This is a genomic window from Streptomyces sp. NPDC051214 (assembly GCF_040682375.1).
Lineage (GTDB): Bacteria > Actinomycetota > Actinomycetes > Streptomycetales > Streptomycetaceae > Streptomyces.
The window spans coordinates 225,967-245,726 of sequence record NZ_JBFBAT010000014.1 but is presented as its reverse complement, the minus strand read 5'-3'; the positions used below and the strand labels follow the sequence as shown (position 1 = coordinate 245,726).

General features: G+C 68.6%; 20 protein-coding genes. 5 read left to right on the top strand and 15 right to left on the bottom strand.

Annotation, left to right across the window (positions count from 1 at the left end; genetic code table 11):
* The first annotated feature begins 247 nt into the window (after positions 1–247).
* Together AB0M70_RS32880 and AB0M70_RS32875 are read left to right on the top strand one after the other, a co-directional pair.
* Positions 248–1,339, top strand: a complete 1,092-nt coding sequence (locus AB0M70_RS32880; RefSeq protein ID WP_365825798.1) for an XRE family transcriptional regulator — start codon at positions 248–250, stop codon at positions 1,337–1,339.
* Positions 1,336–1,851 (top strand): NUDIX hydrolase, encoded by a 516-nt coding sequence (locus tag AB0M70_RS32875; protein ID WP_365825796.1) that lies wholly within the window; start codon positions 1,336–1,338, stop codon positions 1,849–1,851. Before AB0M70_RS32880 ends, AB0M70_RS32875 begins: the two co-directional genes overlap by 4 nt.
* Before the next feature lie 130 nt (positions 1,852–1,981).
* Here AB0M70_RS32875 and AB0M70_RS32870 read toward each other — a convergent pair whose 3' ends face one another.
* The 5 genes from AB0M70_RS32870 to AB0M70_RS32850 all read right to left on the bottom strand — a co-directional run bounded on the left by AB0M70_RS32870 (position 1,982) and on the right by AB0M70_RS32850 (position 8,068).
* Complete coding sequence (locus AB0M70_RS32870) at positions 1,982–2,590, bottom strand: DinB family protein (protein ID WP_365825794.1); 609 nt, start codon at positions 2,588–2,590, stop codon at positions 1,982–1,984.
* Positions 2,591–2,934: 344 nt separating this feature from the next.
* Positions 2,935–3,885 (bottom strand): helix-turn-helix transcriptional regulator, encoded by a 951-nt coding sequence (locus AB0M70_RS32865; RefSeq protein WP_365825792.1) that lies wholly within the window; start codon positions 3,883–3,885, stop codon positions 2,935–2,937.
* Between the two features lie 215 nt (positions 3,886–4,100).
* Positions 4,101–4,484, bottom strand: a complete 384-nt coding sequence (locus AB0M70_RS32860; RefSeq protein WP_365825790.1) for a hypothetical protein — start codon at positions 4,482–4,484, stop codon at positions 4,101–4,103.
* 62 nt (positions 4,485–4,546) lie between these two features.
* Entirely contained in the window at positions 4,547–7,549 is a 3,003-nt protein-coding gene (locus tag AB0M70_RS32855; RefSeq protein WP_365825788.1) for an AAA family ATPase, read from the bottom strand.
* A gap of 90 nt (positions 7,550–7,639) precedes the next feature.
* Positions 7,640–8,068, bottom strand: coding sequence for a VOC family protein (locus AB0M70_RS32850; protein ID WP_365825786.1), 429 nt, complete (start codon positions 8,066–8,068; stop codon positions 7,640–7,642).
* A gap of 103 nt (positions 8,069–8,171) precedes the next feature.
* Between AB0M70_RS32850 and AB0M70_RS32845 the strand changes: the two genes are divergently transcribed.
* On the top strand, positions 8,172–8,792 hold the full coding sequence (locus AB0M70_RS32845; protein WP_365825784.1) for a hypothetical protein: 621 nt from the start codon (positions 8,172–8,174) through the stop codon (positions 8,790–8,792).
* Between the two features lie 83 nt (positions 8,793–8,875).
* On the opposite strand, the gene AB0M70_RS32840 is transcribed toward AB0M70_RS32845, so the two are convergent.
* The 3 genes from AB0M70_RS32840 to AB0M70_RS32830 all read right to left on the bottom strand — a co-directional run bounded on the left by AB0M70_RS32840 (position 8,876) and on the right by AB0M70_RS32830 (position 11,498).
* The gene (locus AB0M70_RS32840; protein ID WP_365825782.1) at positions 8,876–9,667 is read right to left on the bottom strand and encodes an alpha/beta hydrolase; all 792 of its coding nucleotides are present in this window, start codon (positions 9,665–9,667) and stop codon (positions 8,876–8,878) included.
* A 14-nt stretch (positions 9,668–9,681) separates the two neighbouring features.
* Entirely contained in the window at positions 9,682–10,512 is an 831-nt protein-coding gene (locus AB0M70_RS32835; RefSeq protein WP_365825779.1) for an alpha/beta hydrolase, read from the bottom strand.
* Positions 10,513–10,673: 161 nt separating this feature from the next.
* Positions 10,674–11,498 (bottom strand): alpha/beta hydrolase, encoded by an 825-nt coding sequence (locus AB0M70_RS32830; RefSeq protein WP_365825777.1) that lies wholly within the window; start codon positions 11,496–11,498, stop codon positions 10,674–10,676.
* A 326-nt stretch (positions 11,499–11,824) separates the two neighbouring features.
* On the opposite strand from AB0M70_RS32830, the gene AB0M70_RS32825 reads away from it, so the two are divergent.
* Positions 11,825–12,799 carry a helix-turn-helix domain-containing protein gene (locus tag AB0M70_RS32825; protein WP_365825775.1) on the top strand — a complete coding sequence of 325 codons (975 nt, stop codon included), beginning with the start codon at positions 11,825–11,827 and terminating at the stop codon, positions 12,797–12,799.
* Positions 12,800–12,878: 79 nt separating this feature from the next.
* On the opposite strand, the gene AB0M70_RS32820 is transcribed toward AB0M70_RS32825, so the two are convergent.
* The 7 genes from AB0M70_RS32820 to AB0M70_RS32790 all read right to left on the bottom strand — a co-directional run bounded on the left by AB0M70_RS32820 (position 12,879) and on the right by AB0M70_RS32790 (position 18,396).
* A complete protein-coding gene (locus AB0M70_RS32820) occupies positions 12,879–13,901 on the bottom strand; it encodes a DNA-directed RNA polymerase subunit alpha (RefSeq protein ID WP_365825773.1) in 1,023 nt (340 codons plus the stop codon).
* 263 nt (positions 13,902–14,164) lie between these two features.
* Complete coding sequence (locus AB0M70_RS32815; protein WP_365825812.1) at positions 14,165–14,668, bottom strand: metallophosphoesterase; 504 nt, start codon at positions 14,666–14,668, stop codon at positions 14,165–14,167.
* Positions 14,669–14,691: 23 nt separating this feature from the next.
* Positions 14,692–15,516, bottom strand: coding sequence for an alpha/beta hydrolase (locus AB0M70_RS32810; protein WP_365825771.1), 825 nt, complete (start codon positions 15,514–15,516; stop codon positions 14,692–14,694).
* A 31-nt stretch (positions 15,517–15,547) separates the two neighbouring features.
* A complete protein-coding gene (locus AB0M70_RS32805) occupies positions 15,548–15,703 on the bottom strand; it encodes a hypothetical protein (RefSeq protein ID WP_365825769.1) in 156 nt (51 codons plus the stop codon).
* An 83-nt stretch (positions 15,704–15,786) separates the two neighbouring features.
* The gene (locus AB0M70_RS32800; RefSeq protein ID WP_365825767.1) at positions 15,787–16,299 is read right to left on the bottom strand and encodes a DUF1360 domain-containing protein; all 513 of its coding nucleotides are present in this window, start codon (positions 16,297–16,299) and stop codon (positions 15,787–15,789) included.
* Positions 16,300–16,564: 265 nt separating this feature from the next.
* Entirely contained in the window at positions 16,565–17,188 is a 624-nt protein-coding gene (locus AB0M70_RS32795; RefSeq protein ID WP_365825765.1) for a hemerythrin domain-containing protein, read from the bottom strand.
* An 8-nt stretch (positions 17,189–17,196) separates the two neighbouring features.
* The gene (locus AB0M70_RS32790; protein ID WP_365825763.1) at positions 17,197–18,396 is read right to left on the bottom strand and encodes a hypothetical protein; all 1,200 of its coding nucleotides are present in this window, start codon (positions 18,394–18,396) and stop codon (positions 17,197–17,199) included.
* 511 nt (positions 18,397–18,907) lie between these two features.
* On the opposite strand from AB0M70_RS32790, the gene AB0M70_RS32785 reads away from it, so the two are divergent.
* Positions 18,908–19,651: a VCBS repeat-containing protein gene (locus AB0M70_RS32785; protein WP_365825761.1), complete on the top strand. Its 744-nt coding sequence runs from the start codon at positions 18,908–18,910 to the stop codon at positions 19,649–19,651.
* Positions 19,652–19,760: the final 109 nt, after the last annotated feature.

Below are 19,760 nucleotides of genomic sequence, written 5' to 3'. Positions count from 1 at the left end.
ACTCTTCGCAGACAAGACCACCCCGCAGCGGCCAACCCCCGCAAAACCGGAACCACACGAACTCGACTGAATACACCACTCGGCGGGACGCCATCTGATTCGGTCCTGTAACGCACGAGACTTCACTTCGATTTTCCGATTCGTCAAGCACCATGCCGGCATCTATCCCGCGCTCATTGCTCGACGTTGTGACCTCACGCCCAGCCGTGTCGGCGAGATCATCAGCGGCCAACGCATCGTGAAGGACATGAGCGTCGTTGAACGCATCGCTGACGGTCTACGAATCCCCGGTGCGATGCTCGGCCTCACCCAGCGAGGTTGGGAACGTAAGGGTACAAACGGCGAGTTGCCGTCCCTTGCGCCTGCTGTTGCAGACCACGTTCCGCAGGCCACCTCGCCCGGCTCGCCGGACAGGGAGGCAGTTGAGTCCTTCCGCGCAGCAGATCGCCAACTGGGTGGCGGCCACCTATACGGCTCTGTCTTGCTTTATCTGCACAGGGAACTGGCTCCGCGGATTTTCGGCGGCAAGCAGGCCGACACCCCCCAGGTGTTCCAAGCAGCGGCGGCTCTCACGGAGATGGCCGGGTGGATGGCGCACGACTCTGGTCGTAACGGCCAAGCGCGCGACCATTTCGCCAAGGCACTTCCGTTTGCGAGGGCTGGGGGAGACCGCGCGCTCGGCGCAAACATTATGGCGAGCATGAGCCATCTGTCCCTACAGCTCGGCCGACTTGAGGAAGCCGCCTCGCTCGCCCGAGCCGGTCGGGATCACCTCGCGGCGGGACCTCGCGTGCCCACCTTGTCTGCCAGATTGCACGCGATGGAGGCACGGGCTTTGGCGCAGGGTGGAGAGGCCGAAGCCACGCGCCATGCGCTAAGTCTTGCTGAGAGGGAGCTGACCAGGACGACCGACGAATCGCCTTCCCACTGGATCAGCTCGTTCGATCCCGCAGCATTGGCCAGCGAGGCAGCGCTATCCCTGCAAGATCTGGGGGCTCTGCCCGCCGCAGTAGAGGCAGCAGAGAATGCCATTGCTCTACGAACAGGAGACCGCGCGCGTAGCCGAGTGTTTGGGCAGATCACATTGGCCAAAATCCGCGCCCAGCAGGGCGAGCTGGAAGCTGCCTGCGCGGTGGGCCACGAATTGCTCACAGCCTGCGGCACGCTCGGATCGATGCGGATCACGCAGCAGCTCGAGGAGCTTGCCGGATCGCTTGCCCCGTACCGCAGTGAGCGGGTCGTGGCCCGCTTCCTAGACTGTCTGGCAGCGGTGAATCAGCAACGCGCGTTGCTCCTGGCAGGGATCAGTGCGCCGCACGGCGGAGGTATGACCACGTGACCACACGGCCCCAGCCCGGAACAGCCGCGTGGGAAGCGCACCTGGCGGAAGGGAATGCGAAGCAGGCCCGCAAGCGGGTATCGGCAGACGTCCTCTTCCGGGACGAAGGTGGGCGGGTGCTCCTGGTGAAGCCGACGTACAAGGAAGCGTGGGACCTGCCGGGCGGTATGGCCGAAGCCAATGAATCCCCGCAGGACGCCGCTCGTCGGGAACTGAGCGAGGAACTGGGCCTCACCGCCCAAATCGGCAGGTTGCTTTGCGTGGACTGGGTCGCCCCCCATGGACCGTGGGACGATCAACTCGCATTCATCTTCGACGGCGGGACCCTCACGCCGGAAGCGACCGCGAATCTGCACCCTCAGGATCACGAACTTTCAGCCTGCGAGTTCTTCTCACCGTACGAGGCGTTGAGACAGCTTCCGCCCCGAACTCGTCGCCGTGCCACTCAGGCACTGGAGGCGCTCACGGGCCAGGGGGCGCAGTATCTGGAGAACGGACAGGCAAGCGGCTAGGTGTGTCGTTCTCACACCATGAGGACCCGGCTGGCTGGGGGTTTGAGACGACGGCCTCGCTGTGGAGATCATCCGGGAACTTTGAATGGGCGCTGTGACACGCCTGTTTGTCCCACTGCGAGTGTGGACTTCACAGAGACCGGGCCGCGGGAAGAGGACAATCACTTGGTGCGGCCGACCCGGCGGCCTGTTCGATCTTCGCGTAGGAGGCTGCGCGGGCTTGCTCGTGGATCTGTTGCTCGTTTTCGGGGCGCACTCCGGTGCGGCCGTCGAGGCTTTCGCGCAGGATGTCGGCGTGCCCGGCATGGCGGATGGTCTCGCCGAGGACGTGGACCATGATGGCGAACAGGTTCGTGTTGGGAGAAGGCTCCGGCCACCACGGGACGTGGCCGGGGGCGTCGAGGGGAAGCTCGTTGATGGTCGTGTCCGAGTGTTCCCAGACGCGCCGGTAGAAGTCGATGATCTGATCGCGGGTCTCGTCCGCGGTCGCCCACAGATCGCTGCCGTCGGAGTCCTGCCACCGGGGCAGCGGTTCCGGGGAAGGGCGGTCGAAGACCTCGCCGAAGTACCTGGCCTCGACGGTGGCCACGTGTTTGACGAGGCCGAGGAGGTTGGTGCCGGTCACCGTCAAAGGTCGACGAACGTCGTAGTCGGACAGGCCGTCGAGCTTCCAGAGCAGCGCCCTGCGGTCCCGCCGTAGCCTCGTGTGCAGGTTGTCCTTCGCGAAATCATCGATCATGCGGCGCGAGCCTGCCATGGGCCGCTCAAGGTCTCAAGGTCGCGTTTTCTGGATGGACCGCCGCGTTTACTGGACAGACATCCGCACCGGCAGAACGGCAAGATGGTCACTTGGGCCAACCCGGTGCGCCCAGGCCGGCCGCTTCCCGGACCCCGAACGGTCTGCCTGCGGCGCGCGGTTCATGTGCCGTGTACGGCAGGCTTAGCAAGCCCGGCGGAAACCCGTCCACGCGGCGGCAATGGGCCTTGCGGGAGTGGGCCCATCAGGACCGCGTGGGCGGCGGGTGTGCGGTGGCGACAGACGTGTTGTCGCTTTCGGTCTGCGTGGCCGGATGTGCGGGCGTCTCATTCGTGTCGGGTGTTCTGGCGCAGCGTCATGGCCGGGGGTTGACCGAAGGCATCGCGGTAGTGGCCCGCGAAGCGGCTGGTGTGGGCGAAGCCCCAGCGCGCGGCGATCTGGGTGACGGTCGATGTGTCCGGGGTGGCGGCCTGCAATTCGCGATGCGCCTGTTCGAGGCGGGCTCGGCGCAGGTAGGCGAGCGGCGTCGTGTCGCGGTGGCGGCGGAACGCCTGTTGGAGGGCTCGGGGAGACGCGTACGCGGCTCGGGCGATGTCGGCGAGCGTGATGTTCAGGTGAGCGTGCGCGTCGATGTAGGCGAGGGCGCGTTGCAACGTCGCGGGTGTCGCATCGGTGCTGTCGATCCGGCGATGGTCGGGCGTCTGGTGCGGGAACACAGCCAGCAAGGTCGTGGCGAGCAGATGGGCCATCTGCCCGGACAGCAGAGCCGGCACCGAGTGCACGCCGTCGAGCCGACGCGAGGCGAACGAGGCCGCGGCGTTCCACAGCCGGGCTGCGGCAGGGTCCGGAGCCTGCAGTTCGAGAAAGTGCAGCTGGATGCGGTCTTCGGGGAGGGTGCCCAGAGTGTCGTGGAGGAGGGCGGTGTCGATGGTGATCGCGTGCGTCACCGTTGCCTCGCACACCACCCGGTAGGGCTGCCCGCAGGGGGTCAGCAGGGGAGTCGCGGGTGCGGGGCGGTCGCTGCGGCCCGGGAAGTCGACTCCCAGGTTCCCTTGACGGGCCACGCTCACCACGAGACGGCTCAGCGGGTCGCAGGCGAAGTGCAGTGTGCCGGGAAGCACCACGTGGTCGACGGTGAACTGGTCGGTCCCGACACGGGAGAAGTGCAGGTCCTCGCCCTCCAGGCGGCCGCTGAGCCGCATGCGCGTTCCGTAGGAGGCGTCCATGAACTGCCGGGCAAGTGCGGGCTCTTTGGTGGTGAGAGTGCTCCGTATCAAGCGGACATCCTCCGACGCAACGCCCACGGCCGCCCCCTTGGCCTAGCGACACGAGCTGTCGATCCTCGCGTCACTGCGTTGACCGGCATATCGAATCTACTCGGAACCGGGGGCCAGAGACAGATACCGCATCCAGCCGCGGAGCCGCTCAGCCCGATGATGTCCCGTCACCGCGGGCCGCCCCCTCGACGACGGGGCCCTCCGTTTTCCCGGAGTTATCCGAAGATGAGCCCGACGTCTTTGTCCACGCAGATCCGCAGGACGGCGACCAGCTCTCTGACGTCTTCGATTCGCCGTCGGAAGACGAAGTCACGGTCGTCGGGACGCGGTTGGTCAAGCATGGCCTCCAGCCGAGGCAACATCGCTGCACACTGCGCGGGCGTGAGGTCAGGGCCCTCGTCGTCCGGGTGATTGAGCAGGGGCGCCAGCGTGGTGGAGACGGCGGACCACCCGCGGTCACCGCCGAATCCGACCATCTCGGCGAGCGAGAAACCCTCGGCCTGGGCCAGCCACGTCCTGAACATGCTGAACCCGGTGTATGACCAGGAGACATCTGGGCTCGCCACGTCGTCGTCACCGGGGAAGAGCATCAGGCCCATCCCGCACCCCCAAGAAGCAGTCAAACCAGTCGATGCACGTGCAGAGGCGACCCGCTACGCGATCACGTGTCGAATACCCCCAGCCGGTGCGCGATCGCCGCGGCCTCCCCCCGGCCTGAAGCATCCAGCTTGGTCAGGATGTTGGAGACGTGCACGCTCGCCGTTTTCGGTGAGATGAACAGTTCTTCCGCGATCTGCCGGTTGCTTCGGCCGGCGGCCACCAGCCGCAGTACCTCCTGCTCCCGGCCGGTCAGGCCAAGGGCCGCCGCCGGTGTCGGAGGGAGGGACGCCGCCTCTCCCTCGGCCTCGTGCAGCGGAATCCGCGCGCGGTCGGCCAGCGCGGTGATCTCCCTGTCGAGCGGCGCCGCGCCCAGCTCGCCGGCCACGGCCTTGGCCTCTCGCAGCAGCTCGCCTGCCGATGTACGGGAACCGGCGCCGCCCTGGGCGATCAGGCTCTCCGCGAGCCGCAACCGGGCGGTGGCCACCAGGGCCGGGGCCTCCAGTTGCTCGGTGGCGGCGAGAGCCTGCGTCCATCGGGCGGTCGCGTCGTGCCCCTCGGCGGTGAGCAGTTCGGCCTGGATCATCTGTGACTGGGCGGCCCACAGCGGTACGAACTCCGGCTGGCCCTGCATGGCCTCGCGAATGCGCCGCACCGCCGCCGCGCGCCCCGGCTCGGCCACCGCGAGCCCACGGGCCCGGCCCTCCGCCGCGGCGGCCTCGTACAGCAGCGGCCAGCCGTAGCGCTGGTGGCCGGGGGCGATGGCGTCGCCGACCGCGCTCTCCAGCAGCGAGCGCACGTCAAGGATCCGGCCGTCGGCGGCCGCCAGCGCGATGGCGATGCGGGCCACGGCCAGGGTGTGCTGCAGCTCCGGGTGGGCGCCGGTGATCCGGCTGCCGGACTGCTCGAGATGGCGCAGGGTTTCGGCGTACGCACCTCGGGCCAGGGCCAGTTCGGCCCGTCGCTCGGCGATCTGGGCCTGGGTGCGGGAGCTCACCCCGCGGCGGCCGGACGCCCGGTCGAGCACGTCGTCGGCGTCTGTCCAGCGGCCGAGCTGGATGAGGGACTCGGCGAGGTTGCCGTCGATGAACGAGGCGGCGTCCGGCACCCCGTACCGCTCGGCAAGCCCGCTGCCCTCTTCGGCGACCTCGACGGCCTCGCGATAACGGCCAAGGCCGTGCAGCGCCGTGGACAGGTTGCCGAAGCCGTGCAGCAGGGCGTTGGCGTTGCCGGGCTTCAGTTCCTGGGCGCATACGTCCCGCGCCTGCGCGAGCCCGGTCTCGACGTCGCCCGAGTGGATGGTCAGCCAGGCAAGGGTGTGCCGCGCGGTGAGGCCGCTGGTTTCCGCACCCGTCATGCGGCAGAGCTCCACCGCCTGCTGGGCGATCTCGATGGCCTTCGCCCCGGGCTGGTGCACGACGTACCAGTGCGCCGCATGTGTGAGCACATAGGCGTGGACGACGGACGGCGGCAGGCCTTCGATCAGCTTCAGGGCCTGGGCGATCTCATCCCAGCCGTCCGAGCGGGAGAGGTCGCGCAGCAGCTGGTAGCGCTGGGTCCAGAACCAGGCAGCCCGCAGGGCATCGGTGTCCGCCAGCTCGCGCAGCGCCCGCTTGCAGAGGGCGAGCGCTCGCTCCCGCTCTCCCGTCAGACGCGCCGCGACAGTGATCGCGGCGAGGAGGTCCACGAAGTCGCCGGGCGCGTCCGATGACATGGCCGGACACAGGCCGTCGTCGACGCCTTGCCGCATCGCGTGGCGGCGCAACTCCTCAGGTACGTCGTCCCACAACTCCAGCGCCCGCTCCAGCAGGTGGTGCTGCTCGGCGAACGCATGGCGGCCGCGGGAGGCGCCCGCCGCGGCGAGCACGGCGGGCAGCGCCTTGGCGGGGTCGCGGGCGTCGAACCAGTAGCCGGCAAGGCGCCCGGCGCGCTCCTCGGCCCGTACGAGGGTGGGGTCGGCCTGAAGCGCCTCGGCATAGCGGCGACTGAGCCGGGAGCGCTCGCCGGGCAGCAGGTCACCGGCCACGGCCTCGCGCATCAGGGCATGGCGGAAACGGAAGGACTCGCCCTCGTCGCAGGGCTGCAGGACAGCGGCACCGACAGCGGTCCGCAGAATCTCGATCAGCTCGTCCTCGGGCAGGCCTGTCACGACGGCCAGCAGAGGGAACTCCACCTCGGAGCCGCCCTCGGCGGCGATACGCACCACGCGCTGCACTTCGTCCGGCAGGGCTTCGGCCCGGACCAGCAGCAGGTCGCGCAGGGAGTCGCTGAGGCCGCCGGGGGAGCCCCCGAGGATGCTGCGGGCCAGCTCCTCGACGAAGAACGCGTTGCCCTCGGAGCGCGCGAAGACGCGGTCGAGGAGCTGCTCGGACGGGTCCTCGCCGTGGAGGGCGGCGAGCTGGCGGCGCACTTCGGGGCGCTCGAAGCGGGGGAGTTCGAGGCGGGTGACGGTGCGCAGCCGCTCGTACTCGGCGAGGGCGGGCCGCAGCGGGTGGCGGCGGTGCAGGTCGTCGGCGCGGTAGGTGGCGACGATCAGCAGGCGGCTGTCGGTCAGGGCGCGCAGCAAGTAACTGAGCAGCTCGCGGGTCGAGCGGTCGGCCCAGTGCAGGTCTTCGAGGGCCACCACGAGAGTCCGGTCCGTGGAGAGCCGCTCGAGGAGGCGGACGGTGAGCTCGAAGAGGCGGGCGCGGCCGTCGGTTTCGGGGCGCTCCCGGTCCATCTCGCCGAGTTCGGGCAGGAGCCGGGCGAGCTCGCCCTCCTGCCCGGCGACGGCGGCGTCCAGTTCCGCGCCGAGCTGGCGGCGCAGGGAGCGCAGGGCCGCCGATACGGGGTGGTACGGCAGGGCGTCGGCGCCGGTCTCGACGCAGCCGCCCAGGGCGACGACGGCCCCGCCTGCTGCGGCCCGGCCGAGGAATTCTTGAAGCAGCCGGGTCTTGCCCACGCCGGCCTCGCCGCCCAGGATGACGGCGCCGGGCTCCTCGGCGTCCGCCCGGGACAGGGCTTCGCCGAGGGAGGTCAGTTCGGCGCTGCGGCCCACGAGGACGGGGCTTGTATGACTACTGTGCACAGCGCTGAGCATGGCATCTCGTACGCGATGGGGGACAGCGGGTTCGGTGTCTGTCCCCGGGGCCGGGGACAGGTATGCGGGCGCGTTGGCTCAGTCGACGCAGAATTCGTTGCCCTCGATGTCCAGCATCGGAATGCACGAGTCAGTGCCGTCGTACAGCGTTTGTACGTGGGTCGCCCCGAGCGGGATCAGCCGGGCGCACTCGGCCTCGAGCGCGGCGAGGCGCTCTTCCCCCACGAGTCCGGTGCCGACCCGCACGTCGAGATGCACGCGATTCTTGGCGGCCTTTCCTTCGGGGACGCGCTGGAAGTACAGCCGCGGGCCCTCACCCGAGGGGTCAACGCAGGCACACCACGCGTCCTGCTCCTCAGGTGGTTGGGAGCGTTTGAAATCCTCCCACGAGCCAAACCCGTTCGGCGGCGGCGCTATGACATAGCCGAGCACCTCGCACCAGAAACGGGCGAGGCGCTCGGGTTCGGCGCAGTCGAAGGTGACTTGGAACTTCTTGATCGACGTCATCGGGTCACCGTAGGCGTACATGCTGCTCAGCAACACCCAGGGCGTCGAGCCCGCACAGTTGCCTGACGCGGTGGCTGTCAGTGGTCACGTCTAGGGTCGGTGCATGAGTTCCTCCCTGAGCGTGTACTTGCTCGACGTGGCCGCGACGCGCGCTTTGGTCGGCTCCCGCGACGACCAACTGCTCACCGTCATCCGAGACAGTTTCGGCGCCCAACTGGCACAAGCAGACGATGAGTTCTTGTTCGACATCAAGGACGGCGCGCCCACCGCGTTCGAGGCACTGACCGCCGTCGTGAACGGCGGCCCCTTCAGTGACGACGAGGAGCACGCTTTCCAGTACGGCTACGCCTATGAGCGACTGTGCGACCTCACCGGCTCGTTTCTCGACAACGACCGATTTACCCCGCACCGCGGCAGCTGGCTCTCCGACGTCGATGACGGGCTGAGCGCCATGGGTATCACCGCGGTCTCCGTAAAGGAGTTCGGGTACAGCCAGCTTCCTGAGCCCCTGCCGCGGACCTACATCCCGGGCTGCGGCGAGTGGACCCACGCCCAATGCGTCAAGGCACTGGACCAGTTCGAGGTCACCAAGCGAGCCGTCGACGCGAGCGGGCAGGCGCCGCCGCTGGAGCCGGAGGTCGTCGACGGAGTCATGCAATGCATCGGCTGGATGCGGCACGCGGCGGCCCGGCCGGGGTATGGAGTCATCGGCTTCCGCTCCTGAGGTCGGCGGACACGTCACGCCGCGGTGCCCGGTCGGCCGGGCACCGCGGTGGGTGGAGCGGGTGTCGGTTGGGCAGGGGTCGGTCAGGTGTGGTCGAGGGCCCAGGTCAGGGCGTGGTCGGCGATTTCCTCCCAGCCCTCCTGGGCGGGCATCAGATGGCAGCGCCCGGGATATTCGACGATCTCGGTGACGGTGGCGGACTTGTAGTGCTTGGCGTTGGACTGCTGGATCTTCGGCGGCATCAGGTGGTCGTGCTCGCCCGAGACGAAGAGCAGCGGAGCCCGGTCGTCGTTGCGGTAGTGCACATAGGAATCGGCGTGGCCGGGGTGGATGTTGGCCAGCGCGCTGCCCCAGAACACGTGGCCGGAGGCGGGGATGTGATAGCGCGCGTACAGGGCGCGGGACTCGTCCTCGGGAAAGGTGTTGGTGAAGGCGTAGCGCCACTGGTCGTAGGTGAAGCCGACGGCCTTGTGGCGGTTGGCCGGGTTCTTCAGCACCGGGAACGTCGCCTTCAGCTGCGACAGCGGTACCGTCGTCACGCCTTCGGTGGGCGCGGAGTTGATGGCCACTCCCGCGGCGCCGTATCCGTGGTCGAGGAGGATCTGGGTGAACACCCCGCCCGCGGAGTGGCCCATGATGATCGGCTGGGTGCCGAGGCCGTCGATCAGCTTCTCCAGGGACGCGATGATCGAGGGAACGGTGAGTTCCTCGATGGGGGTGGGATCGGCGTTGAGCGCCTCCACCTCCACCTCGAAACCGGGGTAGGCCGGGGCCAGTACGCGGAACCCCTGGGACTGGTAGCGGGCGATCCAGTGTTCCCAGCTGCGGGGTGTCACCCAGAAGCCGTGGATGAGGACGATGGTGTCCGGTTTCATGAGCATTCGCTCCTTCAACGGGTGGCGGCGTGGGCCGCCTTGATGATTTTCGCGGCGGCCTCCGGGTGGGAGATCATCACCACGTGCGAGGACCGGATCTCGGTGACGGTGCTGCCCGCGCGCTTGGCCATAAACCGCTGGGCGGCGGGCGGGATGACCTTGTCCTGGGTCGGGATCAGGTACCAGGACGGGATGGTCTTCCAGGCGGGCGCGCCGCTGGGGCCGCTGAGGCCCTGGACGCTGCCGGGGCGCTGGGTGGCAGCCATCAGGCGGGTCTGGGAGGCGGGCAGGTCGGCGGCGAACACGGCCCGGAACTTCGCGGCGTCGATGTAGCCGTCGGTGCCCGGTTTGCTGCCGGGGATCGGGTAGTCGCGGGGGATCAGGGCGGGTGCCAGCTCACTGCCAGGGAACTGGCCCGCCAGTTGCAGCGCGCTCTCGCCCTCGGCGGGCGCGAACGCCCCCATGTACACCAGAGCCTTGACGTTGGCGTGGCCGCGCGCGGCGTTGGTGATGACGACGCCGCCGTAGGAGTGGGCGGCCAGGATGACCGGGCCGGGGATGGTGTCCACCACGCTGGAGATGTACGCGGCGTCGCCGGCGGTGTCCCGCAGCGGGTTGGCCGGTGCGATGACCGGGAAGCCCGCCTTCTGCAGCAAGGCGATGGTGTCGTTGAAGCCGGAGGCGTCGGCGAACGCCCCGTGCACCAGGACGACGGTCGGCTTCGGCTCTTTCGCCTGGGCCCGCACGGACGGGTGGGAGGTCGCCTGGGCGGCGACCGAGCCGGTGACGAGGAGGACGGCGGCGGCCAGTGCCGTCAGCAGACGGCGCGGAGCAGGTACACGCATGACGAACCCTTTCAGACAGAGGGTTGGACGGTGCGGATGTGCCGGCTGAGCGGTGCGATGACGTGCGAGTGCGAGTGCGGGTGCGGGTGCGGGTGCGGGTGCGATGGGGCGCGGCGCGGGGCCGCGCCCGGGCGCTGGTAGCTGTGCGGGCCGCGTGCGGCTCAGGAGGCGAGGAACGCGAGCAGGTCAGCGTTGAACTCGTCCCTGAAGGCGCCCACGAGACCGTGCGGCGCACCCGGATAGACCTTCAGCGTCGCGTCCTTGACGAGCTTGGCCGACTCCAGGCCTGCGGCGACGATCGGGACGATCTGGTCGTCGTCGCCATGGGCGATGAAGGTGGGGATGTCGAAGCGCCCCAGGTCCTCGGTGAAGTCGGTCTCGGAGAACGCGCGGATACAGTCAAGGGCGCCTTTGAGCCCGACCTGCATGCTCTGCAGCCAGAACGCGTCCGACACCCCCTGCGAGACCTTCGCGCCGGGCCGGTTGAACCCGTAGAAGGGCAAGCTCAACTCGGCGTAGAACTGCGACCGGTCGGCCGCCACACCCGCACGTATCGCGTCGAACGCCTCGATGGGCAGTCCCTGCGGATTGGTGTCGGTCTTGAGCATGAGGGGTGGCACGGCCCCCAGCAGGACGGCCTTGGCGACTCGGGACGTACCGTGCCGGCCGATGTAGCGGGTCACCTCACCGCCGCCCGTCGAGTGCCCGACCAGCACTGCGTCGTGCAGGTCGAGCGTCTCGATCAACTGGGCGAGGTCGTCGGCGTAGGTGTCCATGTCGTTGCCGTCCCACGGCTGGCTCGAACGGCCGTGGCCGCGCCGGTCGTGGGCGATCGCGCGGTAGCCGTGCGAGGCGACCAGGTGCAGTTGGTCGTCCCAGGCGTCGGCGTTCAACGGCCAGCCGTGGCTGAAGACCACCGGGCGCCCGGTGCCCCAGTCCTTGTAGAAGATCTCGGTGCCGTCGTGCGTCGTGATGAAGTTGCGCATGGGAGCGCTCCCGTCAGCAGCCGTGTGGGCGTCGTGTGAGCGTCGATACCGGTGTCGATACCGGTATCGGTGCCGGCGTCGGTGCCCGTCTTCGGTGAGGGGGATCGTGCCAGGGACGGGGGCCCCGTTCTTTGCCGTGCGTGCCGAGAACTGTGCCCTGAGCGCCAACGCCTCCGCGGCCCGGTGACTGCTGTGGCATGCGATGAGGAAGCAACCGCGCGTGTCTCAGCGGTACTTGAATCTGCCTGCCCAAGTCGCCCGCGGTGCTGAAGAATCCGGAGACGGCACGGCAGCGGGAAGGCCGCTGCCGCCGTCCTGGGGGGACCATGCTGGTTTTGGACACGGAGGACTTACCTGCCGCCGACCGGATCGAAGCCTTTCACGCCGTGGCCGTGGGGGAGAGCGGCAGCTGCTCGGTCGAGCAGGAACATCCTGCGGCCGGGATGCGCAAGAGGCTGGAGGTCTGGAACTTCGGCCCGCTGACCCTGTTCGCCACGCGCGGCTCCGGCATGCGCATCTGGCGCACCCCGCGCCACTCGCGCTTCGACTCGATGAACACCGTCTCGGTCATCACCCAGAGCCACGGGACGGGCTCCTTCTCCTGGAACGGCCACCAACAGCGCGTCGGGCCCGACTCCCTGGCGCTTGCGCACAAGACCGCCGGCTACGAGTACGGGTGGTCCGGAGCCGGAGTGTCCGTCGCCTTCATGATCGACACCGAACGTCTCGGCCTGCCCGAACACCTGGTGCGGACCGCGATACCGCTAATGCAGCACAGCAATATCGCTCCGTTGCTGCTGCAGCACATACGAAGCCTGCACGATCGCGCCGACCAGCTCAGCGACGCCCCCAGTGCCGAGGCGCTCGGCTCGGCCACGCTGGAACTCACCCGCGCCCTCGTCGTCTCGGTGTCCGCCGACGAACACACCCGGCGAACGGTCGCGAAGGACACCCTCCTGACCCGCATCCTCGCCTATGTCCGCGCGCATCTGACCGACCCCGGCCTCACCCCGCAGAGCATCGCCGCGGCCCACAACATCTCCGTACGGACCCTCTACCGGCTCTGTGAGCAGGGCGGTCTCGGCCTGGAGAAATGGATCATCCGTCGACGTCTGGAAGGCACGCGCCGTGACCTGGCCCTGCCCGAGCACGCCCACCGCACCATTGAGGCCATCGCCCGGTCCTGGGGCCTGACCAACCCGGCCCACTTCTCCCGCCGCTTCCACCAGACCTACGGCGTCACGCCTCGCCAGTGGCGTCGCCTCCACCACCCGGCAGCCGGCCCGTCATCGAACCAGTGACGAGCGGCGTTCCGTTCCGACATGCGACTGGTCGCGTGGTCCGACAGTGACTGCCGGACCACGCGACCAGGATCAGCGATCAGTACTGCTGGGTCTCCACGAACCCGGCGTCCGCGTCGTCCGTGGCGGCGAGGGAGTCCACGGCGGCGACCGGGTCGAAGCCGGGCGGGCTGTCACGGAGCGCGAGGCCCATGCCGGCCAGCTTCGCCTTGATCTCGTCGATCGACTTCGCACCGAAGTTGCGGATGTCGAGCAGGTCCGCCTCGGAACGGGCCACGAGCTCACCCACGGAGTGGATGCCCTCGCGCTTGAGGCAGTTGTACGAGCGGACCGTGAGGTCCAGGTCCTCGATCGGCAGCACCAGGTCGGCGGCCAGAGCCGCGTCCGTCGGCGAGGGGCCCATGTCGATGCCCTCGGCATCGACGTTGAGCTCGCGGGCCAGACCGAACAGCTCGACCAGGGTCTTGCCGGCCGACGCCATGGCGTCGCGCGGGCGCATGGCCTGCTTGGTCTCGACGTCGACGATCAGCTTGTCGAAGTCGGTGCGCTGCTCGACTCGGGTCGCCTCGACCTTGTAGGTGACCTTCAGCACGGGGCTGTAGATGGAGTCGACCGGGATACGGCCGATCTCCTGGCCGACCTGCTTGTTCTGGACGGCGGAGACGTAGCCGCGACCGCGCTCGACGGTCAGCTCCATCTCCAGCTTGCCCTTGCCGTTGAGCGTGGCCAGGACGAGGTCGGGGTTGTGCACCTCGACACCGGCCGGGGGCGCGATGTCGGCGGCGGTGACCAGACCCGGACCCTGCTTGCGCAGGTACATCACGACAGGCTCATCGTGCTCGGACGAGACGACGAGCTGCTTGATGTTGAGGATGAGGTCGGTGACGTCTTCCTTGACGCCCGGCACGGTGGTGAACTCGTGCAGGACTCCGTCGATGCGGATGGACGTGACGGCCGCACCCGGGATCGAGGAGAGAAGGGTCCGACGCAGCGAGTTGCCGAGGGTGTAACCGAAGCCCGGCTCCAGCGGCTCGATCACGAACCGGGAGCGGAATTCGTCGACGACCTCTTCGGTCAACGAGGGACGTTGTGCGATGAGCATGAAGTGTTTCCTCCAGAGTGCGGCGCCCGCTATTTGACGCCGAGGGCACTGCAAAGGGTAATGGGTCGCACACCCTCACCTGGTGGCCTGGGTCCAGGAGTCGCCGGGCGGGTGTAAGGAATTTGTGAGTGAAGCCTGCCACGAGGGCCGGAGAGCCCCGTCAGAGGGGCTGGAGAGCGACGCCCGGGCCCGCCCTGAATCTCTCTGAGGCCGGCGTTGACGCACGAGCTGCTGGCGAACACCGCCCACGGCGTACGTTCAGCTCACCGCCTGGGCGGCAGCCGATGCAGCGTCACGTCGTGCAGCGTGCCGTCGGAGGCGGTCAGGGTGAGGAACGTGCAGTGCGGTTGGCGTCTGCGGTCAGTGGGTGAGCCGGGGTTGAGCAGGCGCAGGCCGCCGGGGGCCGTGGAGTCCCAGGGGATGTGGCTGTGGCCGAAGACGAGTACGTCCAAGTCCGGGAAGCGTTCGGCGCACCGGCGCTCACGGCCGGTGGCCGCCCCGGTCTCGTGCACGACACCGAACCGCACGCCGCCCAGCTCCGCGCGGGCCACCTCGGGGATGCGTCGACGCAGCGGGGGACCGTCGTTGTTGCCGAACACGCCGATCAGCCGACGCGACCTGGATTCGAACAGATCGAGCGTGGCCTCGTTGATCCAGTCCCCGGCGTGGATCACCACGTCTGCCTCGTCGATGGCCGCCAGGAGAGCGTCAGGCAGGATTTTCGCCCGTTTCGGCACATGCGTGTCAGAGGTCAGCAGCAGCCGCACGCGGTGACCTGCCCCTTCTCCGCTCACCTGTTCGAGGTGAAGTCGGTGGTGAGGTGGGCCGCCAGCTGACCCGGGGCATCTTCCTGGAGCAGGTGGCCCGCCCCGTCGATCCAATGCAGCTCGGCGTGCGGGATGCGCTCGTGCAGCCAGGTGGCGTATTCCGGCGGGAGGATGCGGTCCTCACGACCCCAGATGAGGCGTACCGGCAGCGACATTGCGCCCAGCAGCTTCTCGTACGCGGCGGTGTCGGCCTGCCTGATCTGGCGGTACTGCCGGTAGAACGCGGCCTGTCCTTCGGGCCCTCGCCATGGCGCGAGAAACGCGTCGAGGACTTCTGGCCGCAGGCCGAGGTGCGTCGCGTGCCGCATGTGGCTGGCGACCAGTGCTTCGTGGGCGTAGTCCGGAAGCTGCCCGAGGACGTCCGCGTGCTCCAGGATGAGCCGGAAGAGCCCCCGCTCCCACTCTCCGCCGCTCACCGCGTCGAAGAGTGTCAGATCCCGGTAGCTTCTCTCCTCCAGCAGCAGCGTCCGCAAGGCCACGGCCCCGCCGATGTCGTGGGCGACGACGCTGGGGCAGGACAGCTCCCAGTGGTCGAGGAGCCGGGCGAAGGTCCTCGCGTGCGCCGCGAGGCTGAGGTCTTGGCCCTCGCGCTGGTCCGACTGCCCGAAGCCGAGGTGGTCGAAGACGAAGACCGTGCGGGTGGCGGCGAGCGCCGGTGCGATGTCCCGCCAGAGGAAGGAGGAGTAGGGGGTGCCGTGCACCAGCACGAGCGGGTCTCCGCTGCCGAAGGCACTCCAGCGCACCACACCCTCGGGTGTCTCGAACTCCTCGCCAAGTGTCCAGTTCACGCTCGGCTCCCCTTTCTGCGGTGTTCTCGTACTACTGCCCGGATTCGGGGTGGCCGCCCTCGATCTGGTCCTGCACACCCTGGTCCTCGTCCTTGGCCTCCTCTCCGGACTGCCCGGCGTTCTCTTGCGCCTCTTTGTTCGAGGTGTCGCCTTCGGTCTCGTCCTTGGTCTGATCTTCCTCACCCATGGTGGGCTCCCTTTCTCGTGGTCGGGTGGTTGTTGCCGCGCCCGTGCGCGGCCGGGTGGAGCGATGCGCGGGCGTTGCGCGGCTCAATCGTCGTTCTTCTGCAGCCAGCCGTCGTATGCCACCTGCATGCAGTCGGCGATCGCCAGGGACGTCAGCCCGCACGTCACGGTCCGCGTGGCCTGCGGCCACACCGAGCGGGCCCCGGTGAAGGTGGCGGTCAGCCAGACGCTCAGGCAGAACGGACAACTGATCAGCTCACCCACGGTCGACTTGACGGCCCCTCCGCGAGGGCTGTCACTGACTTCGGCGGGGCCCGTCGCAGACTCGAAACGGGTGAAGGGCGCCCGCAGCGGACTAGTGACGGTCCCCTTGCTGAGCAGCCGGCTCAGCCGGAACACAGCCGTTGCCGTCAGCAGGACATCCCAGGGCTCACGGCCGTCCGGAGCCTTCGTCTTGCGCCGGGCGGCCACCGCGCCCCAGGCGGCCGCGTACGCGCCGAAAGCCGCGACGGCCGCGAAATGCCCCCCGAGCCGGTGCTCCTCCGGCGGGCCATAGGCTTCGCCGACCCGCCGGACGGCCCCTTTGACCCGGTCCATGGGGCTCTCGTTCTTGGGTAGACCGTGGTTCACAAAAACCTCCGCCGGATGCTCCTGATGGTCTGCTCCCTCATGCACGAAGGTGCCACGTCTCGTCGGGACGTCGCGCGGCCACGCTCCCGCAAGAAACGCCGCCACACCGTGCACACGGGCGAGAAACCGTCTGCCCTGCCGGGAGCAGGCCATGTGCAGCCGTCTCCCGGCAAGCCGAGATATCCCTCGGGCGGTGCGTGTCATATGGCCGAGTGGGCAGGGGCCCAGAACCTCAGCTGTCCTTGCCCTTGCCCGTGTCCTTGCCCTCGTTCTTGTCCATGGCCTTGCGGACCGCGTCCTTGGTGCGGTCCATCAGCGCGGCGAGAGGACCGAGCACCGCGTTCGCCGCACCGGATTCCACCCCGGGGTGCGGCCTGGTCGGGGCCATTTCCTCAGCGGCTTTGACGGCCTTGGCCATCGTGGCCAGGTTCGCGCTGTCCGTGCTGCGGCGGATGTGCGGGAACTCGTACCGTTCCTCGGCCCGTGCGTGCGCCTGGACGTCCTTGCGCAGCTTCAGGAGCTGCGGCATGAACGTGGGGTCGTCGGTGTCGAGGTCGTCCAGTGCGGTCAAGGTCTCCTTGGCCGCCTTCTCCTCGGCGAGCCGCTCCTTCACGACCTGCTCGCCGCCCGACTGCGCGCGCCGGGCGAAGGGGTGCACGATCTCTTCCTCCGCGGTCTCGTGCACGGCCAGCAGGCGCACCAGGCGGTGGAAGGCGTCGCGGCGATCATCGCCCTTGGTGGCCTCGACCTCGTCAAAGAGGTTGCGGATGTCGCCGTGCTGACGCATCAGCAGGGAGACGACGTCATCGTCCTTGGCATGGTCGTCCCCGGCGTGCGGGGTGTGCAGCTCGGACATGGCGCCCCTCACTTCTCGCGCTGGGTCGGGTCGGGGTGCTCGCCCTCGCTCTGCACCCGGTACTCGCGGCCGAACATCTCGTTGTGCTGCGTCATGACCCGGTCGCTGGGCGGCGCCTCGCCGCCGTGGATCTGCTCCTGCATCTGCTCGAACCGCTCGTGCGCCTCGCGCACATACCCCGCCCCCAGCGTGGTCAGGTCCATCTGCGTGTCCAGGAGTCCGCGCAGGTAGCCCTTGTTCGGCTCGAAGGTGAGGACGTCGGGCAGCTCGGGGGCGAGGACCGAGGCGGGATCCCGGCCGTCGTGCTTGCGCATGAGATCGCAGGCGATGTGCAGGTGCTCGAGCTCCATGTTGAGGTGCAGTTCCCAGATCGCCTTGACCTTGGGGTCGCTCTCCTGCTCCAAGAAGGAGTGGTAGAGGTAGCACTCGTTGTACTCGTGGTTGACGAGCTGCTCCCACCACGTCTCTCCCGGGTCGACGAGCGACTCGTAGTGGGTGACGTGCTCCTCTTCGATCAGGCCGATCTCCTGGTAGAGCTGACGGGCGATCGGTTCCATGTAGGTGGGGCCGGTGTTCATGTAGAAGTTCATCGTCTGCTGCTCGGCCGACATGATCGTGAGGGCGTGCAGCTTGGACAGCGGGTTCGTCTCGTCCTTGGCGTACGGGTCGCGGACGTTGTCCACGGGGTTGCGGTGGTGCAGCCGGGTGGGCCGGCCGGGCATGACCTCGGTCAGGCCGTCGACGATCGACTCCGCCTTGCGGTGCTCGATCATCTCGTACAGGTTCGCGTAGCGGTACAGGTGATCGAAGTCCTCCAGGACCCCGAACTGGTACGCCTGCTGCAGATACGGGTCCGGCTCCATGCGCGCCACCGACGCCGTCAGGTCGACGGCGACCTGCTCGTAGGCGATCGTCGTCTCCAGGACCGACGACACCCCTGGCAGCAGCCAGTTGACCACTTTCTGCTGCTGGGCCTCGATGTAACGGGTGCGCGCCAGCTGCTGTTTCACCTCAGGGTCGACCGTGTTGCGGGCCAACTGGTGGCTGAACATGATCGCTTCGACCTCGATGCCGTTCATGGTGATGATGCGGCAGCGGGTGTACGGGTCACAGTGGTCCGGATCGATGGGGTCCACGTTCAGCTCGCGCCAGCTGCGCAGTTGCCGGTCCAGTGGAATGCCTCGCTGCTCCAACGGATTGAACGTCATGACGCTGACTCCTTGATGAGAGAGGAGTGGCGGGGTACCCCTCCGCGCTCGGTTCACCCCATCGCGGTGCCCTGGGCGCCGCCCAATCGCCCTGCGTTAGGCGGAAGTTAGTGGGATGGGAGCCCTGCGTTAGCGGGCCCGACCAGAGTGGGTGTTGTTCCTAGAAGAGATCAACATCCACCACCTGTTGGGGGGACCGCCATGCGCTCCGACACCACGGCCGCAGCGTCGATGAGCCGGCCGCGTTCCACCCCGGCGTTCCAGGTAGCATGCGTTCTGGCTGGTCAGAGGGCCATTCCTCGTTCCAGCGTCCCTAACTGCCCGGATTGTGTGGCGGTCCGGATCGATCATCCAGCAGGCTCGAGGCGCGCTCATCCGGGAGATCTCCAGGCGCCCCACATCGCGATCTCCTCGCGATCAACCGCATGAGGTGCGGGCGCCGAGCTCGGTCCTCGAGCACGTCCAACAGCAACCAGCACGGCCAACAGCAACCACATGAGGAGTTACCCAGATGCTTCGCAAGCGCTTACAGCTGATCGCCGTTCCGGCCGCCGCGGTGGCCCTGTCCCTGACCGCTGCCGGCTATCAGGCGAACGCGGCCGGGTCGCCGGAAGAGGGCGGCGCGGCACGGCCCGGGCAGGCCGCCCAGGCCTCCCCCTGCCTGGCCGGCGCCACGACGCTGCTCGGCGACCTCGACGGCGACGGCCGCCCCGACAAGATCATCAATCCCGGGCACACCGGCACCAAGATGACGGTCCAGTGGGGCGCCGCGGACGGCACCTTCGGCAGCAAGCAGAACGTCAGCAAGCTCCTTGGCGCGAAGACCGGCGAGGTCGCCACCGCCGCGGTCGCCGACTTCCAGAACGACGGCACCCTGGACATGGTCGTCAACCTCGTCACGCCCTCCGGTGGCGACGACCCCAACACGGCACGCGTCGCCGAGTTCCGCCCCGGCCCCCTCAAGCGGGCGAACCTGGGCTCCGCGGCCCCCAAGCGCTCCGACATCGGCACGCAGGGCGAGGTCAAGCAGCTCCGCATCGCCGACTACGGCGGCGACGCGTATCCGGACCTCGCGGTCCTCAACAACGCGGGCGACGGCGTGTGGGAGCGCTCCATCCGCCTGACGAAGCCGGGCGGCGGCCCCGGTGCCTACGACTACGAACTGCAGCAGCAGTACGGCGAGACCGGGACGCCGGCCGAGCCCCCGGCCATGCCCACCGACGGCTGGAAGCACTTCTACAAGTCCTGCTCCTGACCTCAACCGGGCGCCGCCGGCCCGCCCTTCGCGTACCGGCGGCGCCCGGCCGTTCGGACTTGTCCGAGAGATCCGTCCCGCTGTCTCGCTGACCAGCCGGTTTCGGATG